Origin of the sequence: Sporosarcina limicola (assembly GCF_014873855.1) — a bacterium.
GTDB lineage: Bacteria > Bacillota > Bacilli > Bacillales_A > Planococcaceae > Sporosarcina > Sporosarcina limicola.
In genome coordinates this window covers 1-20,904 of the sequence record NZ_JADBEL010000036.1, presented here as the reverse complement: position 1 = coordinate 20,904, position 20,904 = coordinate 1, and the positions used below count along the sequence as shown (strand labels likewise).

The window sequence follows — 20,904 nt, the reverse complement described above, 5'->3', positions numbered from 1 at the left end:
GTATTATTAAGAATATGTGAATTTTTCCGCTTGGACATAGATAATTTTATTTTAAGTGCTATATTTGGGTTAGTGATTATCAATATCGAATTACGATAACAAGAAGGAGTTAACAATGAACAAAAATAACTCGAATAGAGGATTTAAATCCCTTTTGGAAATCCTTTTAGTTTCGACACGACTTGGGTTGACATCGTTCGGTGGACCAACAGCCCATTTAGGATACTTTCACGAAGAATATGTCCGTAGAAGAAAATGGATGGATGAAAAAAGCTATGCTGATTTAGTTGCTTTAGCACAATTTTTACCCGGTCCTGCGAGTAGCCAAGTGGGAATCGGGATAGGCGTTATGCGAGCAGGAGTAGTAGGTGGAATTATATCTTTTATAGGGTTTACACTCCCCTCTGTTGTTGTTCTAATTCTTTTTGCCTTGCTGTTCAAGGGATCTGATATCGGAAATGCTGGATGGATACACGGATTAAAAATCGTAGCAGTAGCAATAGTTGCACATGCTATTCTTGGAATGGCAAAAAATTTGACGCCTGATTTAAAAAGAAAAACCATTGCTTTATTTGCACTATTGACCACCCTTCTTTGGCAAACTGCTTTTACGCAAGTTGGTGTTATTTTACTAGCCGCATTCCTTGGTTTCCATCTGTATAAGCAACACCAAGAAAATGAAGAGGTTAGTTCGCAATTTCCGATTGCTAAAAGTGTTTCGGCTATATGTCTACTATTGTTTTTCGGTTTGCTTTTTATTTTACCGGTAACCAGGGAAGTTACTGGATTATACTGGGTGGCTCTGTTTGATAGTTTTTATAGGTCAGGTTCTTTAGTTTTCGGTGGTGGTCATGTCGTTTTGCCTTTATTAGAACAGGAATTTGTATCAACTGGTTGGATAAGTGAAGAGTCATTTTTAGCTGGTTATGGTGCAGCACAAGCAGTGCCCGGTCCTCTATTTACGTTTGCTACCTATTTAGGTGCTAGTATGAAAGGTTGGCAAGGTGGTTTGATCGCAACAATCGCGGTTTTTTTACCTGCATTCCTTCTTATTCTCGGTACTTTACCATTTTGGGATAGTTTACGAAACAATCCCAAAATTAAAGGAGCAATAATGGGCGTAAATGCAGCAGTTGTGGGCATATTAATCTCTGCATTTTATAACCCCATTTGGACGAGCTCAATTTTAGCACCTATGGACTTTGCGTTAGTCGTTATTTTGTTTAGTATGCTTGTCTATTGGAAGCTTCCACCTTGGATTATTGTGATTTCTGGGGCTGTGGGCGGTACCCTATTAACATTGCTGTAATTAAAGTCATCGTTTTTCAACATGTTATTCATATGTTGATTTAGTTTTCAGGTGAGTTGATTTCATACAAATAAAAAGTAATCCACCCTCTACGCTGTGTGGATCGTTAAGGTGGATTTGGTGTTTTTAAATCATTTATGTGTCGAGAATAGTGTAGGCACAATAGCCTTTAATTGTTTTAAATCATCAATAATTTCATCAGCCTGTTTCAGCTCTTCTTCTAGAGCAAAATCAAAATTGCATCCTATTGCTAGTAGGCCATTGGTTTTCGCTGCATGAATGTCGGATAATCTATCACCAATTACAGCACCTTTTTCAATAGCGTATTTTTTCAAGATTGTGTTAACCAAATCAGACTTATTTTGCGAATTAATTTGTTGAATGCTAAATGTTTCAGTGACCCATCTATCTAAATTATAGTAATTCACAATTGCATTCAAATACGCTGTTAGACCGTTACTTGCTATAAAGATTGAATAATTATTACCTTTAAGGAAGCTAAGTGTTTCCTCCGCATTTGGATATAATGCACCATTACCCTCATTAATATTTTCAATTAGATTCTGCTGGAAAAACTCATTTGCTGTTGTTCGTATCTCATTTGAATGGTTAGGTAATAAAGTTTCCCACACAACCTGTAATGTGACGCCCATAATCTCACGGTACTCATCAATGGGGTTTGCTTTCCCCATAACCCATTAGATCGTAAATAGTCAAACGTTTCTTCTAGAGATCGCTCTAGTATTTTATCTGTTTGAAACAATGTGCCATCCATATCGAATATCATTGTTATTGACATAACTTTTCCACCCTTTCAAATATATGATAAAAGTACGATCAACTATCATTCGAAAATTTGCGCTGCAATCCCATATAAATCATTGTTTCTCGAAGGCATCGAATCTGAGTTAATGCTCATTATTGGGGGTTGACTGATCTGGAATGATCTTATTGGCTATGGCACATCATGTCCTTATTCTATGAACAATGGAGGTGTTCCCAAAATTTCTACTAACTAAATATGCCACTTATCCGGCAACTGTAATTTTTTTAGTAGTTGCTCTGTCGTAAGTATTGTCGCAAATTCATCATGCAATGTCGCTAAAGAAATAGTGTGTACAGTTTCTGCATCATAAAAATCACCCTTATGGTCCGTTAAACCAAAGGCTGCTGTTGCATCTGAAATCAGGTATGTATTAAAACCTAAATTCCCGCTCATTCTCGTAGTTGTGGATACACAATGAGGCGTAGTCAACCCTGTGATCACGACGGAGGTTAAATCATTTGTTTTCAGAAACTCTTCTAAGTTTGTTCCAATAAAACTACTATTCACTTTCTTTGTTATAATGACTTCCCCATCAATAGGCGCAACCAATTCTTTGATAGCAAAACTGTCACTCTTCGGATGAAATACTGAGGTCGGGTTGTCGGACATATGCTGGATATGAATAACTCGCCACCCTCTTCCCCTCCAGAAAGTTAGTATTTCTTTAATATTTTCCTCTGCATGGGAATTATTTCGCTCTCCCCATTTTTTATCATCAAAAGCTTTTTGTACGTCTATTATAATTAGGGCATTATTCTCTTCATTCATAAGATCTTCCCCTTAAACTTATTTATTTCTCTCTACTATTACCACTATAGTCTAAGTTGCAAAAGGGTTTTGAAAAAAATGTACATTGTTCATGAAAACTAATCTACAGTTCTGATGTTTTTTGGAAAATAGTAAAACAGGTAAACAAAATCTAACAAGTAGCAATGGTTACGGCGTAACGTTAAAATAAAAGAATTTAATTTAGACGTATTGGTGGGCTAACAAGCTATTCAATACGTCTTTTATTTTCAGATATCTCTTCAATAAAAATCCGCATACTGTTGGGGTGCTTTCCCCTTTTCCGCTTTCACATATGGGTTGACTAATTCCAGGATGTTTTCATTAATTTGATCTATTTCTACGACAAATGTCCATTCGTCTCCATAATCAAATACATATAAAAAGTTCTGCTTTGGGAATAATCCTTGGGCACCAATTTGTACTTTGGAAGCATCTGCATGGCCTGAGTCATCCATCGGAGATGCAATACAATCATGGGACCACTTCCTACCATCCATGAAAAAAGAGTACAGATGGTCGTCATCAAATTGAAATGCTTTGATAATGATTTGGTGCAAATCTTCCATTGTATGCTTAGCGGATAAAGTTACTTTTCTCCATGTCCCTTTTGATAATGAAACTTTGAACGTGTAACTACCATCCATGAATTTCTTTCGGTTTCTTGGCAAAGTACGCTGCAATTCATCTTTTGAAAAAAGATCCACAAACGGTTGAAAAAACAGTTGGGCGCTTTGATCCTTTTTTGTATTAACTTGCAACCTATCCAGAGCATCATCTGACAACTCCCCTGTAAACAGGTCCTCTAATACAGATCCTGGAATGGCATTGAACTCCCCAGCTTCACGACGGAACGCAATATTCCAAGCCTGTGCATTACGTGAAAAGAGCAGAATCGGGATGATCTTCGCCCCAAAAGGCGAAATCGTAATCTTTCTGGCATAATACACATTTTTACTACCGCGCTGCGCTTTTCGTTCTAAATCTTCTTCACAAACCCATAAACCGAGCCATTCGAAATAGAGAAGAAAATAATTCCAATCGTATGTATTCCCCTTTAGTATCTGTCCAACCCTAGTTAAGGGATCTCTTGTGTTCCAAGATTGTTCTGGCTCTTCTCCACTTAACACAGAGAAAATTTCAACTAGTTGTATTGCTATGGAATTATGATGTTTATCCTGAAGTTTCGCCCAATTGACATCGACCCAAAACGTCTCCAATAAAAAGAAGTATTTTTCTACATCTGTTAATTTCCTGTAGATTTTCATTCGGTCAGTTTCTATTAGTTGGAGTTGTCCAGACTTAACCGACACCTTTTCCAACAGTCGTCCACTTAGAGCTAAATGATAGATGAAATGAATGAATGGGTAATATTCCTGCTCCGTGTTTGGTGTCCAATCTATGGATTTTTCAGTCATAAGTTCATTTATCGTAGGAAGATGTTTTCTTGAAATATACTCTTTTGTCTTCGTTAGCTGAACTGCATGTCCACTCATATAGTTCGCAAACTCGTCAAAGTTAGCTACCAAGCTAGTCGAAATGAAGGTATCGGGCTGGATAGTTGTTTTTTTCGTCCTTATTTCTGTCCCAGTCTTCTTCTCGTCATTTCCAGCCGCTATGCTTTCAAACGACATTTGAATGGGTTGTTTTTTGGGCGCCTCTGGATTAGATACTGCTGAATCAGGAAATCCATTTTTGGAGTTACTCGATAAAACCTTTTTAATTACTTTTTTTAGCTTGATGACCTTTTTCACTTCTTTTTTTTGTAATAGTTCTCCTATTACTTCAAAAATAAATTCCATTAAGGCCTCTTCTTCACCCTGACGATATGACTGTAATTCCGCAGTTAATAGCTCTATTTTTTCTTCTGTCAGTTCACCTTTACATATATCTTTGATTGTTTGTGTGTTCAACGTTATACACCCTTTCTTATTTTCAATTATACAACTTTCCATCATAAAGTTGCCACTCATCAGGGGTCTACTTACAAATTAATTTACATTAAGAATTAGTTGTAGATTGCTCCTCTTTTTCACGATAAAACACATGAAAAGAACTAGCCCCGAAAAAACGCGAGACTAGTTCTTTTCATGTGTCAGACTACTTTGCATAACCATCATTCAGTTGGAATCACTTCAATCCGATCTTTCTCAGTTCCCGCCACCACAACCGCAGCGGATGCATCTCCTACGATGTTCACGGTTGTACGCATCATATCCAAAATTCGGTCGATACCTGCGATGAGCGCGATTCCCTCGAGAGGCATATTGACAGAGGTTAAAACCATTGCCAACATTATCAAACCAGCACCCGGCACTCCCGCAGTTCCAATTGAAGCTAAGACTGTGATTAAGACAACAGTTAAAAGTTGAGTGAATGACAAATTCAGATTGTAAAACTGTGCAATGAAGACAACTGCAACGCCTTGATAAATGGCTGTACCATCCATATTAATCGTTGCTCCAAGCGGGAGAACGAAACTCGATATTTTATTCGGCACACCGAGGTTTTCATTCGTATTTTTTATGGTGACTGGCAATGTACCTGCACTACTCGCTGTACTGAAAGCGACGAGCGCAGCAGGTGAAATTCCTTTGAAAAACGTGATGGGACTCATTCTCCCCCATATTTTGACAGCAGACGAGTAAACAATCGCCGCATGAAGTATGCATGCAATGTAAACGGCCGCTATTACTTTAACGAGTGGCAGTAAAACGGATAATCCATACTGACCGACAACTGGAGCTAGTAAACCGAGAATTCCGATGGGTGCCACTTTCATAACAATGTTAGTTATTTTATACATCACTTCTGCAAAGCCTTCAAAGAATCGATAAACCGGTTGTGCTTTCGCCCCTACAAATGTAATGGCTAAACCGATGAATAATGCGAAGAAGATAATTTGCAATATGTTCCCCGCAGCCAAAGCCATAAATGGATTTTCTGGAATAATAGTTAAAATTGTCGTAATAGCACTTTGTGGTTCTTGAGTGGCGGCTTCCGGAACACTCAATCCTATCTTGGATATTGTAATTCCTTTTCCAGGAGATAATATAAATGCAACAGCAAGACCGATGATGATTGCAATCGCTGTCGTAACTAAGTAGTAAACAATCGTTTTAATGCCCATTCTTCCTAGCTGTTTTGGATCAGACGTTCCCGCAACACCAACGACAAGTGTCGATAATATGAGCGGGGCAATGATGAATTTAATTAACCGTAGAAACAGATCTCCAAACGGCTTTAGAAAATCAATGGAGCTGCCGAAAATACTTCCTAAAATAATGGCTAAGACAAATGCGATAAAAATCTGTGTAATCAAATTGAACTTGATTTTCATTTCCCTCTCCCTTCCTCATTTTATTGCTTCCTCTATCTTATACAAGCTGGGCCATCAATATGAATGTAAGCGTAAAATAGTGAGTCTCGTACGAGATACTAATAACCTAATTCCCAAATGGAATAAGGCGCATGAATGAATTCATGCGCCTTAGCTGGTGTTTATCAACATAACTACAATCAAAAAAAATCATTCTACATTCCAATTCTTAGCCAGCATTCCATAAACAATATGGTCCACATAATGATCATATAGCCATTCAGCTTCGCGAATACGCCCTTCTTCTATAAAGCCCAATCTCTCCGGGATGGCTCTACTCTTCTTATTTTCTTCAGCTACTCGAATCTCTACTCGATTTAAATTCAACTCAACAATGGCATGGTTTACGAAAGTTTGAACTGATTTAGTCATTAATCCCGAACCTTCGTAATCTTTACCTAACCAGTATCCAATGCTTGTCGACTTGTTATTCCAATCAATTTTATGAAACCCTATCACACCTGCAATTTTTCCTTCATACCAAATTCCTGCCTGAAATCCATTATTATCACTGAATTGCTGCATTGTCGATTTTATAAATGCCTCTGTATTTGCCAAGGATTTATTATTATCGATGAATGGCAGCCACTCCTTCAAACTTTCTTTGGATTGATCCATTAATGTAAATAACGGTTCTGCATCTTGTAAATCAAGCATCTTTAATTTTATTTTATTGTCAATCATATAAGTGAACATAGCAATCTCTCCTTCTTATTCCGCAAAAAAATCCGTTAGTTGGAGCCTTTTAAAATACTGCTTTTGCAATTATTATCGAAACTACTGCAAATGACGTTTGTAAAATAGACCCCAAAAGTGAAAAAAAACCATTAGTAGTTATTAATTTCCCATTCAGTGAGAATTTGACCGATACAAAGCAGTAGGGAACTAAAATAAGGAGGTAGTAATTAATATTGTAGAAGATGTCCAATACCATTTGCTGAAAATATACAAGTCGTAAAGCAGTTCGATATTTCGAAAATTGTTGAACAATATGATAAAATAAATACTAAAGAACTCCAAATATCAGATTTCATTCGTTGGCATAATCGAGTGCTTTATTAAACCATTCATTTTCTAAAATACTCATTTCCCATAGACTCCAATAGTCATGTCCACTTTTCCTTGAATCTCTAAGTAGCCCCTCTTTGATAAATCCAACCTTCTCATAACAAGCAATCGCAGATTTATTGAAATCAAAAACACCCAGACTTACTCTGTGCAATTTTAGTTCATCAAATGCAACTTTAAGTATTTCTTGCATCAAAAGTTGACCAATCCCTTGTCCCCTAACCTTCTTATCGCCAACTAATACTTTCCCCACTCTTGCTGATTTGTTCTTCCTGTCAATTTTCCCTAAAGATATATGTCCTATTACTTTTTCAGTTTCTTTATGTATTACGGAATAAATTAAAGTATCAGAGTTATCATTGTTTGCATTTTGAATATAGTTCTCTAGTTGTTGCTCATTTAAAGGGGAAATAAAGGATGGACCTCCCCACTGAAGTAAAAATTCCGGGCTGTCAATCCATTCCATCAATTGATTAAAATTAGAACGCTCAAAATATTTTAGTTTAATCATCAAAAAATGCCCCCTATCTCAATTTAATACTAGAAAATCAACTTAAAATGTGAATCAAACAATCCCACTACAAGCAAAATATAAAGGTGATTAATTATGCTGTTATTCTGAGAGGGAAATAGCCGTCTTTATCTAGATAGTCAATAGCCGCACCCATTTCTGTAAGGGCGTCAATTAAGGGTTTAACAGGACGTTCACTCATTCTGTTACTCGCTTCTATCACCCAACTACCTTTTTTTGCAACAGCTAGGGCGCCAGGAAGAAAACGAGCAATTGTACCCGCAGCACCTATGTATAAATCAGTATTGTCATTTGGCCAAACTGCATTATTGCCATGCACCGTAATCATATCGCCTTCTACTTCGGTCTTGATGCCTAGTCTATTGAGTGCATCGATACACCAATACGAATCATCACTTTTCAGAATTCCAGACAACGTTGAAGTCCCGTTTGCTAAAGCAGCTAGTATTAACGCTCGGTTTGTGAGACTTTTGCTCCCTGGAATGCTTATTTCTCCGTCAATAGAGTGTGTTTCTGGCGGAGAGAGGCTTACGCTTTGCACATTATTCAAAGTTGACCATGGCGATCGTGCTTTCAAATCTGCACTACTCAAATTAAACACCCTTTCGAAAATAGAATTTTTAGAACTTTTTTCATATTATTCTATCATAGAATGGAAATTATATCACTCTGCACAATATTCATACGTATTTTCGAATTCCCAGTGGTCAATTTAATCGTCGGTTCTCTACAAGTGAATCGGCACTTCCATCGTGAAATAACCCATCCTCATGAGCTGCTGACTCGAGGATGGGCTATTTTTATAGTTAAATTCAAGTAGTATCATCACAACTTGATTGTCAAAACTTCCTCAAAATTTTCCCTCCTAAATTCAAGACTTTTATATCAGCAATTTCTTCAGTAAGATTCTCTAATTTAAGTTCCAAATCGTTAAGTATAAGTAACTTGGCACCCAACTTTTCTTCGTAATCCAACGATTGGGCCAATACATTTTTCATTTGATGTTCTACTTGCATAAATGTTTCAGAATGTACAGTAGGTGTATCTGTTGAAGAGCATGAGGTCATACCTGCTTGAATAGCATGCATCTGGCTCAGACTTTTTTCTACTAGGGTACTAGTATTATTATTCTTTTCATTTTGTTCTTTTAAATCCGATATTTCTTTCTGCAATTTCATTATAGCATCATTTTTTTCTTCTATTTCTTTTAGTAAATACTGACTTACTTTCTCAGACTGGATACGTTCATTGTTGGTTACATCTAACTTTTCTATTTGGGTATGTACTTGTTTATTTGCTTCTTGAATGAGATCAACAAGCTTATATTCAAGCTGCTCTATAGTCGTTTTATTATCCGAAAGCTTTTTATGAAGTAAAGTGACTTGTCTGTCATGCTTTCGGTTCCTATATTGATCGGTATTGAATCCAACTTTCAACTTTTTAATAACTTCAGACAACTGTTTGTTAATCGGCCGTAAATCAGTTTTTGTTTTCCGCAGAGCATCAATAGAAGTGACATATTTTTTTCTCTGCATTTCATGTGAATGAACACTTTCTTTATAATCACGAGTCCGCTTTTCAAATTCTTGATTTAACTTATATAGTTCCTCTGATAATTCATTTTTTTCGTTTGTTAATTGTAGATTTTCTTGTTCAAGTTCTTCTACTAGAGAATAGTGATAGCCATCTTTGTATTTTTCAACTTCATATTTATATTTAGCCAATTCTGCTTTTAAAAAGATAATCATTTGTTGAAGTTGTAGAGGATCGTTATTTTTAATATATTCACTATTCACACCAATACCTCCCATCACGGATGTTCGTAAAGCAAAGGCTTCATCAGCTGAAATTAAAGCTTTTCTTTTAGTAACATGATGACTTCTTCAAATTCTTTCTTGGTTTCTACGATGACCTGTTCAAGCTCCCCTAAAAAATCATCATTCATTTCTCTAGAAGTTTGACGTCCACCGTTCATTAACAAATGGATAATCAACATATTCAATGTACTATTCTCTAAAAAGACAAAACTATTGTTGCCTTCCTGTTTTTCTTCTTTAAGCTCATTAAGCTGATTTTTCATAAATTGGCGAATTACATGCTTTACTAACAAGTCTTGTTCGTTACCATCTACATCACTCATCCTCATCCCCCTGTATACGGACAGTTCCATTAAGATTAATGGGATTAATCACAGCTATTCCATCTTTCATTTGATCACAATACGTAAATCCCGTGATACTACCTGCATAAGATTCTTTAGGTGACCATTTAACCTGGAAATTTGAAAACGAAATGGTTTCATTAGGTTCAATGGAGGTTACGCCTAAAGGTTTAAGCCAAAATTCCTCTTTACTCGTTCTTTCATTTATTCGTTCCCATCCATCTGCACTCTTCAATGACTGCTTAAAGTTTTCATGAACATACCTCCCTGAAAAGGAGAATGGAGAATTTTTAGGGATTTTTATACATACATGAGGATTTGTAATTGACTGATTCCCCATATTACGTACATGGTAAGATCCCAGACATAAGCTCTCCTGCTCGAGATTGTGGGAGATGTTTAGTGAATAAGTAAAATAGCTAATCATTTTCATTCTAGCAGAATTATTGAGTTCATCTACTAACCCTTTAATTTCATTTAAATATGACTTCGTTTGATGCTGAAGCTTTGAAACCTTCGCTTCCACATCATTTCGATCATGTCTCACCATTCCCTACCCCTTTTCAAAAACAAAAATAAAGAGAGAAATATCCTCTCTTTATAATATGTTTGGTACCTCCCCATTAGCACCATTGGCCAACATCAGTGACAACACTTACCGACATCAGGGAAAACAACAGAGCATTGTTGCGGGCGAATTGGTGGCGGGCAAGCAGTTGGTAAATCATCTCTTGGTTCACAGTAGTCAGCTAAAAATTCAACAGTAACTGGGAATGTCGATTGAATGCTTTGGCAAGTAGCAACTGAGATTGTTAGAGCAGAGAATGTGATTGTACCTGTACCTGGAGTGAGAGTACCTGTAGTACACACGAAGCAATTTAGTTCTGTGTACGTAATTTCAACGTCTGTTCCTTCAGGCGCACATAAGGTGACTTGTTCACAACGAGAAACTGGAATATGCGAACTTCTAAACATGGTTCCATTTGGTAAAGTAACGATAATCGTTACAACAAAATTCTTTTGAATATTAAGCTGTTGAAGACATACAGTTTTGCCATCAATGCAAAATGGGCGATCCTCACGATGTAAGATGACGATTGGATTCGATGCAGCGGGAGTCACTTCACATGTAACAGTCGCACCAACTAAACTAGTCGTTGGAGTTATTCCAGGAAAAGAAATTGCTCCCGTTGGAGAAATATCAAACGACTTTTCTTTAACAATCCAATCATACACCTTATCGACATTTATACATATTAGCTCTTGACCGTGACATGGCTTTTTTTCTTGCATGCTTGCAGACACCTCCAAATTTTTTTTCTTTCATTCGTAGCATATGATGTGAAGAAATTAGTGTATAGGCACAAAAATAACTTATCGAGATATTTTTTAAATTGCACCTTAATGGGATAGAAGAAATCTATACCTATATAGTCTTACAGGGTTAATTTTCCGAAAGTTTCGTTCTTTATCCTATTTTCATACGACGTAAAAGTGACAAATTGTTTACGCTTAGGCGTAAACAATTTGTCACGTCGTGAAAAGCTCATTAATAGTATATTAATATACACAAAGGGGTGAAAAATTATAGAATATTCTAAAATGTGCTCCACTCAGGACATTGAAAAACTGAAACAGAAAATCGCAATATATCGAGATACTTTAACCACATTGAAAACGGGCAATTCAGTTGACGATTATCTTTTATTGGAAAGCGAATTTAATGGTTTTAAAGCGCAAGTTTCAAATTTAAAAGAAGCAATGGAAACAATGGATGGAAAACAAAGTACACAAGTAGAGGAGTACGAGCAACAAATTAAAAATTTTTCGGTTCAGATAGACTCCTTTAACCACACTGTCGAAGAGCTGAATCAAAATATTTCATTAATTATTAATAAATTTAAAAGTAGTAATAGTGAACCTGTTATAGAAGAAATAAATACTTCGGTAGATTTTCAGGATTCTTCAAATCCTGAAAATAAAAACAAGAAGAATGAGGTGAATCTTATTATAGAAGAAACTACTTATGCCAAAGACCAAACAGCCATTTCTTCTATTCAAAAAAATAACCTTCCACCCTCTTTTAAGCAACTGCAACGAGCTAGTAGCATCCAAGAAGTTCCGAGTCATGTAACACCTACAGAAAGCATTGATTTTCAGAAGCAGTATCAGGAAAAGGATCAGCATTTCAATAAACAAAGTTTTCCTTCAAGCAGCATTAATCCTAACCAAATATATAATGGTCTGTTCAGAAATGTGAACACACAATCAATAATCAATACAAATAACATTGCAAAAAAGCAAGCAACTCCAATAAAAATAAATCCTACTAGATCTTTCATCCTAACTGATAGTGAACCTGAAACAATAGAAATAGTGACAGAAAAATTTGATAATCTGCATGATGCCGCTCCAATCGAGAAGATAATAGATATAAGTAAGGAAGAAATCGACATGCTTGAGATTTCTAACGAAACAGAACAAAAAGAAAAGAATGGCAGAGAAGCTTTATCGTTTTTTAAATTTTTCCGAAAAAGGAATTAATTCAAAACCCCCGAAAAACAATCTGATTAATAAAAAATTAAAAACCGACAGATCATGCTACAGCCACTCTGACTTATTGTCAAAGTGGCTGTTTTTTTAATACGAAATTACTAATGAAAGTAGGCTATTCATACAGATGCTCCAAAGAAGCCGCATTACGCTGTAAAAATTCAAAACTGTAAATAACAAGTAGTTAGTAGCCCGTCCGCCCTGCAAGTACTTTGAATAGGATAATGGAGAAAGGAGGTGTTAATATGAATTCTACTAATTTCAAAATGCATGGTTGTCACGGATGTCACGGAGGTTTTCAGTCAGGCTCTGGATGCCAATCGGCCGGTAGTGGAAAAATCAATTGCACGGTGGTTGGACCGTTCAGAGCTATTGACGCGGCTTGTATAATCCCGCCAGCTAACAAGGGTACGATTATCCCATTCTCTTCAGGTCTCGTACCCGCTGTTTTAACTTCTATCGCAGGTGGATTAGTTGGAACGACCAGTCTCGTCGGATTTGGTACTTCCATTCCCGGTGTAACCATTCTTGGCAACACGATAGACTTGACAAGTCTGCTAAACGAAGCCTTTACGGTTCCGCGAGCAGGTAATCTAACAGCTATTTCCGCATCTTTTAGTGTAGCTGCAGCAGTGGCAGTCGCTGGAACAATAACTGTCAAGGCACAAGTTTATCGCGCACCAGCAGGAAGTAATATCTACACCGCTACAGGCGCAACTGTAGATTTAGCCCCGTCCCTAGTAGGACCGCTAGCCATAGGTGCCATAACTTTTGGTTCGGCGAGTATCCCAGCCGTACCAGTAGCAGTAGGAGACAACTTGGTAATGGTGTTTTCAATAACCGCAACCGGACTCACTCTGATTAATGCGGTTACGGGTAATGCAAGTGCAGGTCTAACTATCGAGTAACCCCCTGTTACAATAGAAACAAAGGTCAATAGGAACAATACGCAACAACTGTTTTTTATGCAATCCCCTTTCATTTCAACAATGTAAAGGGGATTTTTTATATTTCACTGCATCCATCTCACCACTTCAAGAAGTGGTGAGATGGATGCAAAGTGTAGACAATTCAGCAGGGGTTCAAATCCTTGCTGAATAAAGTTAAAAAAACCTTCCCCTTATTACTTTTCAATGATTCAGCTACATGAACAGCTTTCTGTATCTCCAGCAGATTAAATTGAAGTTCTGATATCATAAACTTCAATCGATTCTGTTCGATTAGTTCTATTAAGTGATTAAATGTTTCTTGCCAAGTCTGTATTGAAACACGTTGATTCCAGTGTCTTAAGTGAAATAGCTTAACTTGTATATTTACCTTATTTGTGACTTCTGGCCAATTTACAGGTATTCCCGATAACAGCCCAATTGTTAATAAAACGCCATTCGGTCGAATACAAAATACTAATGCTGCACCTGCTGGCCCACCAATCGAATCAATTGCCGCATCCACTCCGCGCCCATTTGTTAACTCCATAACTGTGTCTTGTAACGAGAATCCTGCTGTATTTATGACATGCGTTGCACCTAGTTCCATTAACTCTTTGGTATATGTATTATTTCTAGTAACTGCAATCAATCGAAAGCCGAGAGTCCTTGCTAACTGAGCAAAAATACGACCAATGGCAGAACCACAAGTATTTACGAGTAATGTATCGCCAGGTTTCAACTTCAGTTCCTCAGTGCATATAATCCATGCAGTTAACGGGTTAATATACAGTTGTGCTGCTGTATAATCATCAATCGAATTTGGTACAAGAACTGCCAACTCCGCTGCCGTTTTAACAAATTCCTGCCAAGTACCTTCGCCACGCAAAGGTAGAACACGCCGCCCAATTAATTCTTTAGAAACTGCAGATCCTACCTCCTCTACAATACCAACACCCTCGTAACCAGGAATGCCGGGTAAAGAAATTCGGTGTGAATAAGCTCCTTTTATAGGAATTAAATCAGATGGATTAATAGGACACATCCTCATTCTCACGAGGACCTCACCTTCCAAAGGAGGATGAACAATTTTCTCTTCAACTTTCAACACTTCATTAGGAGTTCCGAATTCATGAAATTTAATGCATTTGGCAATCAAGATCATCAATCTCCTTCTCGCTTAATTAATTTGATTTGATTACTTCTCTCATACCTTTATCCCTAAGCTACAACTTGTATAACCGTGTAAATAAATCCTCCAGCTAACAAGAGTAGAGCCGTTATAAGGACCCATTTCATACGCCTTTCTACTGCTTTCCGATTTGAAAAGTTCCCTCCCATCCCTTGATTAGGAGAAATCCGAACTGCTCTTTCAGCGGGAATTATCGTTCCAACGAGTCCGATTAGTATAGGAACGATCCCTGTTGAAAGAATGAATAATAGTTCTTCTGTTGGAAATTGACGATACAGACCCCACATCATCCCGAATGTAAGTGTGAGTCCGATAATGGCCGCAAAGAGTCCACTAAACATTCCTTCCGTCAAGATAAGAAATCGGACATTTCTATTTTTCCAACCAACCGCTTTTAATAGAGCAATTTCCTGTTGTCGCTCAGCGATATTTTGCCACATGATTTCAGCAGTTGTTAAGATTGCAATAAGTAACGTCACGATCATCGCCGCGTAATGGACAGGCCCAACTTCTAACGCGACATATTGTCCAAGCCATGTCGTATACATGACACCTTTTAAACGGATTGTAATGTATAAAAATAATCCGAGTAGACTAGTTGGTAAGGAAATTGCAATAATTGAGAGCAAACTTCGCTTCCACTTTCCAATAAAATGATTAAATGCCATGGAAGACAATCCTCTTGTTTTTAACAACCGCTTACTTGTATTCGAAATCTCACCCGTTCGCATCGTTTCATACGGAGAAATAGTCCGAACTAACAGAGCAGGGATTACTGCTCCAAGCAAATAAACCATAAATCCGAATAGTCCTGTCAATAGAAAGCGTATCGGTGATAGCGTAGCTTCTCCAGATACATATACAAAGCCAAGCATCATCCAGGAGATGATTGCCACAAAAACCCCTAGTATAGAAGACTCTAAAAATAGTAATCGGCTTAATTGATTCGGTCGCCAACCAACCGCAAGTAATAAAGCAAACTCTTTTCTCCTTGCTAACAGTGATACCAGACCGGATGCCCAAACATAGACAATCGCAACTGCTATGACGCTTACAATAAGACCCAATAATCCAATCTTAGCCTCTTTGAAAATAGTCATGGATGAACCTATTTTCACCCACGGTTGCTGAAACCATCCTAATTCTTCTTGGTTAGTTACTGCCGGGACATGAGTTAAGGTGGGTTGTGGTGAAGATCCTAATGTGATATCCGTAAGTAGCCCTGTTTCATTTTCAATGTTTTGGGCAACTTGTTCTAATAGTTGTTGACTTTCTTCTGTCAAGTCGGAAACGCCCGCTACTTTTATGCGGATAGCAGAAATAGGTTCATCCCCAATGATAATAGATTTGTCTAGTCCAACAAGTTTAGCTTCTTGTTCAGGATCTATTCCAGCAAGTAACATCGATCTCATGACGAATAAGTAGTCGAGTTTGTGACCTAAATAGTTATTCGATCTTACTTCTATTGAGAGGTTTTCCTGGAGGATATCCCAGTCGCCGAATGCATAGTAATTATTACTGGAAGATGATAGCTCTTTAATGCCATTACCATTAATTACTTCCTGATGCACACGATAAATGCCTTCTTTTTCTAATTCGAATTCAGTCAATTTAACCGGATAATCAGCGTAACCAATCATTGCGATTGGTGCAGCTACTTCGATGTCTGACATTGCTTTAATTTTTTCATATTGCTCTATACTAATCCCACCGCTTAAGCCACTCAAATAATTGGGTTCAAGAAGATTTACCTCCTCAGTAATAGTGCGGCTTCCTTGGGGACGGACGACGATATCATAAGAGGCAGACCACCGCTGTTGCAGTTCATCAACAATCGTCCCTTTATTTGTTTCGGATAGCCCAATTAAATACGTTAATCCAGAACTAATAACCAATGCACCAACAACCAATAATATAAAGCGTTCTTTGTTCCGCCACCAATTTCGCCAAATAAATCGGATCATTTTGATTCACCTGGTTGATCTGAAATGACTCCACCATCTTTCATCGTAATCATGCGGTCTGCTTTCGCAGCAAGTTTTGGATTATGTGTTACAAAAATAACTCCGCATTCTTTATCTTTATTCAGTTGCCGAAGCAATTCAAAAATACGTTCACCCGTTTCCGTATCTAAATTACCTGTAGGCTCGTCAGCGAATAGCCAGTTTGGTTTATGGACGATTGCACGGGCAATCGCAACTCGCTGTTGTTGTCCACCGGATAATTGAGAGGGGAGGGAATTCATTTTATCGGCTAAACCAACTTGTTCAAGAACCTCTTCCCCACGTCGATGCTTTTTATAGGCAACTTTCTGTGCAAATAACGGGGTAAGTACATTTTCTAATGCTGTCAACGTAGGGAGCAGATGAAATTGCTGAAAAATGAAACCAACTTCTTCAAAACGAAAGTCCGCTATCTTATTTTTGCTTTTATTCATAATTTCTTCGCCATCATATTGAATTTTCCCGGTTGTCGGCTTATCTAATGTACCAATTAAACTAAGTAAAGTAGATTTTCCAGAACCCGAAGGCCCGATAATCGCCGTAAATTCGCCCTTTGAGAATGTTAAATTAATGTTTTGTAGTGCATTAGTTGTTACACCATCACCTATGTACGACTTTCCTAGTTCAGTACATATAATTTCTATTGCCATGGAATCACGCCATTCTATTGATATTTTACATTTTTTTCCAAAGTCTTTCTCTTTTCGGTGTTTTCATATTTAGCATCACCTCTGTTGATTTTGGACAGAAATTGATAATAGAATAAAAAAACCTATGTACTACTACAAAATAGTAGTGCATAGGTTTTTTATACTGCTTAAGAGGTTATTCACGAATTTGCTATGCTCTATTGAGTTAGGTCATGTAGGTGAGAAGAGTAACCTCTTTTTTTACAATGTCCAGCCAATTATTGTGAATAACGGGTTTAAGCAACTTCAAATTGGACATGCTCCATGACAATGAACTGTGCCTCTATACGTTGCCGTCGTAGTATTATTTGCATAGTCATGAACAGTCTGTTGTAGTTGTATAGTTCCGCTGTAGCCGAAATCTTTTAGTTTACTGCAATAGATTAAAATATTAATTATTAATCCATTACAGTATCCTTAATTAGTAGTATTCTACAACGTTTGGCGAAACCTTTTAATTTTTCAGAAAGTTTTAATTAATTTAATTTGGCCGTGAATCAGTAAAATCTAGTCGAATGCAGGATTGGAAATCCACATCCCGTTAATGGGATGATTTCAACAATTTAAAAGTTAACCGACTCAGACATAGAATAAAAGTAAGATCTGAATAAAGTGAAAAAAAATCTCTCAGAACGCGAATTCCGAACAATCAATGCAATAACGGATTCCCTGTTAGGGTGTCAGCGTCCCAAGATGAAATAATATGCGACAATCCAACGATTCGTGATGAAAGGTTTAAGCATTCAGCCAACTGAAGTATTCCTCAATCTCACTATCATTTTTTAAAATTATCAATTTGTCATTATACTGGCTAAGTATAGCTACTATTTCAGGTTTACTGTCCTTTTCATAATTAGCATTCCAAGTAAACATTCTCCTAAGTATTTCGAATGTCGGTTTATAGTTCGCTTGCTCAAGTCCGACTTTTTGTAGGATAAACCGCTTAATAATTCTAACTGTCCTTTTAGAATAGGCTGTATCTAAGACAATAATCAAGTCTGCCTTCTGAAAACTTTGAAGTACCCATTCATAATGTACACCTTCTATAATCCAACTATCTGAGTCGACTAGGGTACTCAGATATTCGTCCCTTTCTTCGTCATTTCTTCTTATATCTCCAGATTTATGCCTTTTCCAAACAATATTGTCTAATTCGTAGAACGGGATATCCAACTTTGTTGATAGCCATTTTGCTAATGTTGTTTTCCCACTCCCAACTGATCCGATAATATGTATTTTGTTAGGACTCTTACTTTCCATTTTAATCACACCTCAAAACGCTCGACAATTGTTAGTATTTCCATTAGATCGGTCACGATAAAATCGGCATCCACATTACTCCATTGTAAATTCTTCTTCCAAGCTCCTATCATTCCTACATTTTGTGCTGCTTTCACATCATTTTCAGGATGATCTCCGACAAAAAGACAGTCGGCTGCAGATACATGAAGTTTCTGTAAAGCTTTCTTAAATATTCGTGGATCTGGCTTTTTAATCCCTTCCGCTTCAGAAATTAAAATCGTTTCAAAATAGTTTTCAATGCCTAACGCCTTAATATTATTTATTTGGAATTTTCCTTTTCCATTACTGATAATTCCTAATACAATCGATTTACTTTTCAGAGATGCTAACATTTTACTAAGGTTTGGAAAAGGTACACAGTGGTTTTTAAAATGGTCTACATAATCTTTAAGCAAATGTTCCCAGGATAATCCCGTTAGATTAAACTCTTCAATCATTTGTTGATACACCTCATCTTTCCAGACGTATCCACGACAATCTAACTCGATAAACCTTGAAACATACTTCTTTCTTGGGATATGCTTGACGTATTCATATAAATGCTCGTACTGTGCATTGGCGAATCTTTCTATAGATGCATCTCGATTTAACAATGTCCCGTCCAAATCAAATAGTACCGCTTTGATCATTGTTACACTCCCATTCCTTTTTGTTAGCTAGTGAATTCTTACAAATCCTGTATGTTAATACTATCATTAAGTTAATTGAGGATTCAATGTTGTAGCTGTAGAATGTTTGACTACGTTGACTCAAACGTAGATATGCTAATGATGATGCACGAAAAACGCCTAAAAGGATTCAATTCAATGGGGTATTCAGCTGAATACCAGGATACAGTAAGTTCCGAGCAAATAAAGCTTGTTTAAATCCGATGGGTTAACCATGAAAACCCTAATCCATACAAATTAGTTGCCAGACTCGCGGATCAAACGTATAATGAAGGTATAGTTTGATTAGAATAAAAAAAGATCAATCGATGTTTGAGCATCGATTGATCAGTTGTAATAGTAGATTCCCAACAAGGGGATCAGCACTTACGAGGTGAGAATAACCCATCCCTACGAGCCTTTAACTCAAGGATGGGTTATTTTTTATGGTTAAATGCTAGCATTAATACGACTAATGTTGCAAAAGCTATCGCAATCATTAACGATTCAAATACTGACATTGGCAACACCCCCTTTCTTGGGGAGTGAGCCGACCACCCTTGAGTCATCTATTCTATTACATTCTTCATTATATCACACATACGTTCCTTGAATCTCAATTACTAAAGAAAATCAACGCGAATCAATCCCCCTAAGAACCATTTTCCACTGAATATTTTGAACAGCCTTTCCTTTTTTCAATCATTCACTATTAAAACGTTTGAGAATTGAAAAGGTACACAGATTTAAGAAAATAAATCATTATGTACAAATTAATTGCCAGAGTAGTGATTTAAACGTATAATGTAGTTATAGATTGAGTAGAATAAAAAAAGATCGTTCGGAACGCGAATTCCGAACGACCAATAGGTAATAGCAGGTTTCCCTTCAAGGGGGATCAGCGAACAAACGGGATAACCTATCTGAGGCCTAACTCAAGGATGGGTTATTTTTTATGGTTAAACGCTAGTATCAACACGACTAATGTTGCAAAAGCTATCGCAATCATTAACGATTCAAATACCGACATTGGCACCACCCCCTTTCGTACGGGAGTGAGCCGACCACCCTTGAGTCACCTATTCTATTACTTTCTCCATTATATCATACATACGCTCCTTGAATCTCCATTACTAAAGAAAGTCGGTGCGAATCAATACCCCCGAGAACCATTCCTTATTTTCATACTAATTCGACTTGCAATTACTAAAAAACCTTTTGATTTAAACATTTTGAACAACCTTCCTTTTTTTTTAATCATTCACTATTAAAACGTTTGAGAATTGAAAAGGTAAATAGTTTTAAGAAAATAAATCATTATGTACAAATTAATTGCCAGCGTAGTGATTTAAACGTATAATAATACTATACAATGATTAGAATAAAATCGAGTAGGCGCATGAATGAATTCATGCGCCTCTCACAGAACCGTACGTGCGGGTCATCGCATACGGCTCCTCCATATTTATCCCTTTTAGGGATGCAGGTCTTGATAAATATCCAGTAAGAAAACTAAGCGTAGCTCCCTAAA

The 20,904-nt window shown here is 37.1% G+C and carries 18 protein-coding genes and 1 pseudogene; 3 read left to right on the top strand and 16 right to left on the bottom strand.

Annotated elements, in window-relative coordinates:
- The first annotated feature begins 115 nt into the window (after nt 1-115).
- Nucleotides 116-1,309, top strand: coding sequence for a chromate transporter (locus tag H4683_RS19010; RefSeq protein ID WP_192600408.1), 1,194 nt, complete (start codon nt 116-118; stop codon nt 1,307-1,309).
- Nucleotides 1,310-1,440: 131 nt separating this feature from the next.
- On the opposite strand, the pseudogene H4683_RS19005 reads toward H4683_RS19010, so the two are convergent.
- The 11 genes and pseudogenes from H4683_RS19005 to H4683_RS18955 form a co-directional block, all read right to left on the bottom strand.
- A pseudogene (locus H4683_RS19005) lies at nt 1,441-2,108 on the bottom strand (HAD hydrolase-like protein).
- A 216-nt stretch (nt 2,109-2,324) separates the two neighbouring features.
- On the bottom strand, nt 2,325-2,903 hold the full coding sequence (locus H4683_RS19000; RefSeq protein WP_192600407.1) for a cysteine hydrolase family protein: 579 nt from the start codon (nt 2,901-2,903) through the stop codon (nt 2,325-2,327).
- 260 nt (nt 2,904-3,163) lie between these two features.
- Nucleotides 3,164-4,834, bottom strand: a complete 1,671-nt coding sequence (locus H4683_RS18995; RefSeq protein ID WP_192600406.1) for a plasmid pRiA4b ORF-3 family protein — start codon at nt 4,832-4,834, stop codon at nt 3,164-3,166.
- Nucleotides 4,835-5,037: 203 nt separating this feature from the next.
- Nucleotides 5,038-6,255 carry a cation:dicarboxylate symporter family transporter gene (locus H4683_RS18990; protein ID WP_192600421.1) on the bottom strand — a complete coding sequence of 406 codons (1,218 nt, stop codon included), beginning with the start codon at nt 6,253-6,255 and terminating at the stop codon, nt 5,038-5,040.
- 195 nt (nt 6,256-6,450) lie between these two features.
- Nucleotides 6,451-6,996 carry a GNAT family N-acetyltransferase gene (locus H4683_RS18985; RefSeq protein WP_192600405.1) on the bottom strand — a complete coding sequence of 182 codons (546 nt, stop codon included), beginning with the start codon at nt 6,994-6,996 and terminating at the stop codon, nt 6,451-6,453.
- Between the two features lie 334 nt (nt 6,997-7,330).
- Nucleotides 7,331-7,879 (bottom strand): GNAT family N-acetyltransferase, encoded by a 549-nt coding sequence (locus tag H4683_RS18980; protein ID WP_192600404.1) that lies wholly within the window; start codon nt 7,877-7,879, stop codon nt 7,331-7,333.
- A gap of 94 nt (nt 7,880-7,973) precedes the next feature.
- A complete protein-coding gene (locus H4683_RS18975; RefSeq protein WP_192600403.1) occupies nt 7,974-8,492 on the bottom strand; it encodes a 3-phosphoshikimate 1-carboxyvinyltransferase in 519 nt (172 codons plus the stop codon).
- Between the two features lie 247 nt (nt 8,493-8,739).
- Nucleotides 8,740-9,696 (bottom strand): coiled-coil domain-containing protein, encoded by a 957-nt coding sequence (locus H4683_RS18970; protein ID WP_192600402.1) that lies wholly within the window; start codon nt 9,694-9,696, stop codon nt 8,740-8,742.
- 53 nt (nt 9,697-9,749) lie between these two features.
- Entirely contained in the window at nt 9,750-10,040 is a 291-nt protein-coding gene (locus tag H4683_RS18965; protein ID WP_192600401.1) for a hypothetical protein, read from the bottom strand.
- Nucleotides 10,033-10,608, bottom strand: coding sequence for a hypothetical protein (locus tag H4683_RS18960; protein WP_225942228.1), 576 nt, complete (start codon nt 10,606-10,608; stop codon nt 10,033-10,035). The genes H4683_RS18965 and H4683_RS18960 overlap by 8 nt, the downstream gene beginning before the upstream one ends.
- A 95-nt stretch (nt 10,609-10,703) precedes the next feature.
- On the bottom strand, nt 10,704-11,354 hold the full coding sequence (locus tag H4683_RS18955; protein ID WP_192600399.1) for a BMQ_0737 family morphogenetic spore coat protein: 651 nt from the start codon (nt 11,352-11,354) through the stop codon (nt 10,704-10,706).
- A gap of 414 nt (nt 11,355-11,768) precedes the next feature.
- Between H4683_RS18955 and H4683_RS18950 the strand changes: the two genes are divergently transcribed.
- Together H4683_RS18950 and H4683_RS18945 are read left to right on the top strand one after the other, a co-directional pair.
- Nucleotides 11,769-12,605, top strand: a complete 837-nt coding sequence (locus H4683_RS18950) for a hypothetical protein (RefSeq protein ID WP_192600398.1) — start codon at nt 11,769-11,771, stop codon at nt 12,603-12,605.
- Nucleotides 12,606-12,859: 254 nt separating this feature from the next.
- Complete coding sequence (locus H4683_RS18945; RefSeq protein ID WP_225942227.1) at nt 12,860-13,522, top strand: exosporium glycoprotein BclB-related protein; 663 nt, start codon at nt 12,860-12,862, stop codon at nt 13,520-13,522.
- 163 nt (nt 13,523-13,685) lie between these two features.
- On the opposite strand, the gene H4683_RS18940 is transcribed toward H4683_RS18945, so the two are convergent.
- The 5 genes from H4683_RS18940 to H4683_RS18920 form a co-directional block, all read right to left on the bottom strand.
- A complete protein-coding gene (locus H4683_RS18940; protein WP_192600419.1) occupies nt 13,686-14,699 on the bottom strand; it encodes a zinc-dependent alcohol dehydrogenase family protein in 1,014 nt (337 codons plus the stop codon).
- A gap of 62 nt (nt 14,700-14,761) precedes the next feature.
- Nucleotides 14,762-16,696 carry an ABC transporter permease gene (locus H4683_RS18935; RefSeq protein ID WP_192600397.1) on the bottom strand — a complete coding sequence of 645 codons (1,935 nt, stop codon included), beginning with the start codon at nt 16,694-16,696 and terminating at the stop codon, nt 14,762-14,764.
- Nucleotides 16,693-17,385, bottom strand: coding sequence for an ABC transporter ATP-binding protein (locus tag H4683_RS18930; RefSeq protein ID WP_192600396.1), 693 nt, complete (start codon nt 17,383-17,385; stop codon nt 16,693-16,695). Before H4683_RS18930 ends, H4683_RS18935 begins: the two co-directional genes overlap by 4 nt.
- A 774-nt stretch (nt 17,386-18,159) precedes the next feature.
- Entirely contained in the window at nt 18,160-18,684 is a 525-nt protein-coding gene (locus H4683_RS18925; protein ID WP_192600395.1) for an AAA family ATPase, read from the bottom strand.
- A gap of 5 nt (nt 18,685-18,689) precedes the next feature.
- Nucleotides 18,690-19,355 carry an HAD family hydrolase gene (locus H4683_RS18920; protein WP_192600394.1) on the bottom strand — a complete coding sequence of 222 codons (666 nt, stop codon included), beginning with the start codon at nt 19,353-19,355 and terminating at the stop codon, nt 18,690-18,692.
- Nucleotides 19,356-20,904 lie beyond the last annotated feature (1,549 nt).

What these genes read in the sequence shown, in the direction of transcription:
- H4683_RS18985 (WP_192600405.1), bottom strand. Translation starts at nt 6,996, where the DNA reads ATGTTCACTTATATGATTGACAATAAAATAAAATTAAAGATGCTTGAT.
- H4683_RS19010 (WP_192600408.1), top strand. Translation starts at nt 116, where the DNA reads ATGAACAAAAATAACTCGAATAGAGGATTTAAATCCCTTTTGGAAATC.
- H4683_RS18935 (WP_192600397.1), bottom strand. Translation starts at nt 16,696, where the DNA reads ATGATCCGATTTATTTGGCGAAATTGGTGGCGGAACAAAGAACGCTTT.
- H4683_RS18980 (WP_192600404.1), bottom strand. Translation starts at nt 7,879, where the DNA reads ATGATTAAACTAAAATATTTTGAGCGTTCTAATTTTAATCAATTGATG.
- H4683_RS18965 (WP_192600401.1), bottom strand. Translation starts at nt 10,040, where the DNA reads ATGAGTGATGTAGATGGTAACGAACAAGACTTGTTAGTAAAGCATGTA.
- H4683_RS18925 (WP_192600395.1), bottom strand. Translation starts at nt 18,684, where the DNA reads ATGGAAAGTAAGAGTCCTAACAAAATACATATTATCGGATCAGTTGGG.
- H4683_RS18920 (WP_192600394.1), bottom strand. Translation starts at nt 19,355, where the DNA reads ATGATCAAAGCGGTACTATTTGATTTGGACGGGACATTGTTAAATCGA.
- H4683_RS18955 (WP_192600399.1), bottom strand. Translation starts at nt 11,354, where the DNA reads ATGCAAGAAAAAAAGCCATGTCACGGTCAAGAGCTAATATGTATAAAT.
- H4683_RS19000 (WP_192600407.1), bottom strand. Translation starts at nt 2,903, where the DNA reads ATGAATGAAGAGAATAATGCCCTAATTATAATAGACGTACAAAAAGCT.
- H4683_RS18930 (WP_192600396.1), bottom strand. Translation starts at nt 17,385, where the DNA reads ATGGCAATAGAAATTATATGTACTGAACTAGGAAAGTCGTACATAGGT.
- H4683_RS18945 (WP_225942227.1), top strand. Translation starts at nt 12,860, where the DNA reads ATGAATTCTACTAATTTCAAAATGCATGGTTGTCACGGATGTCACGGA.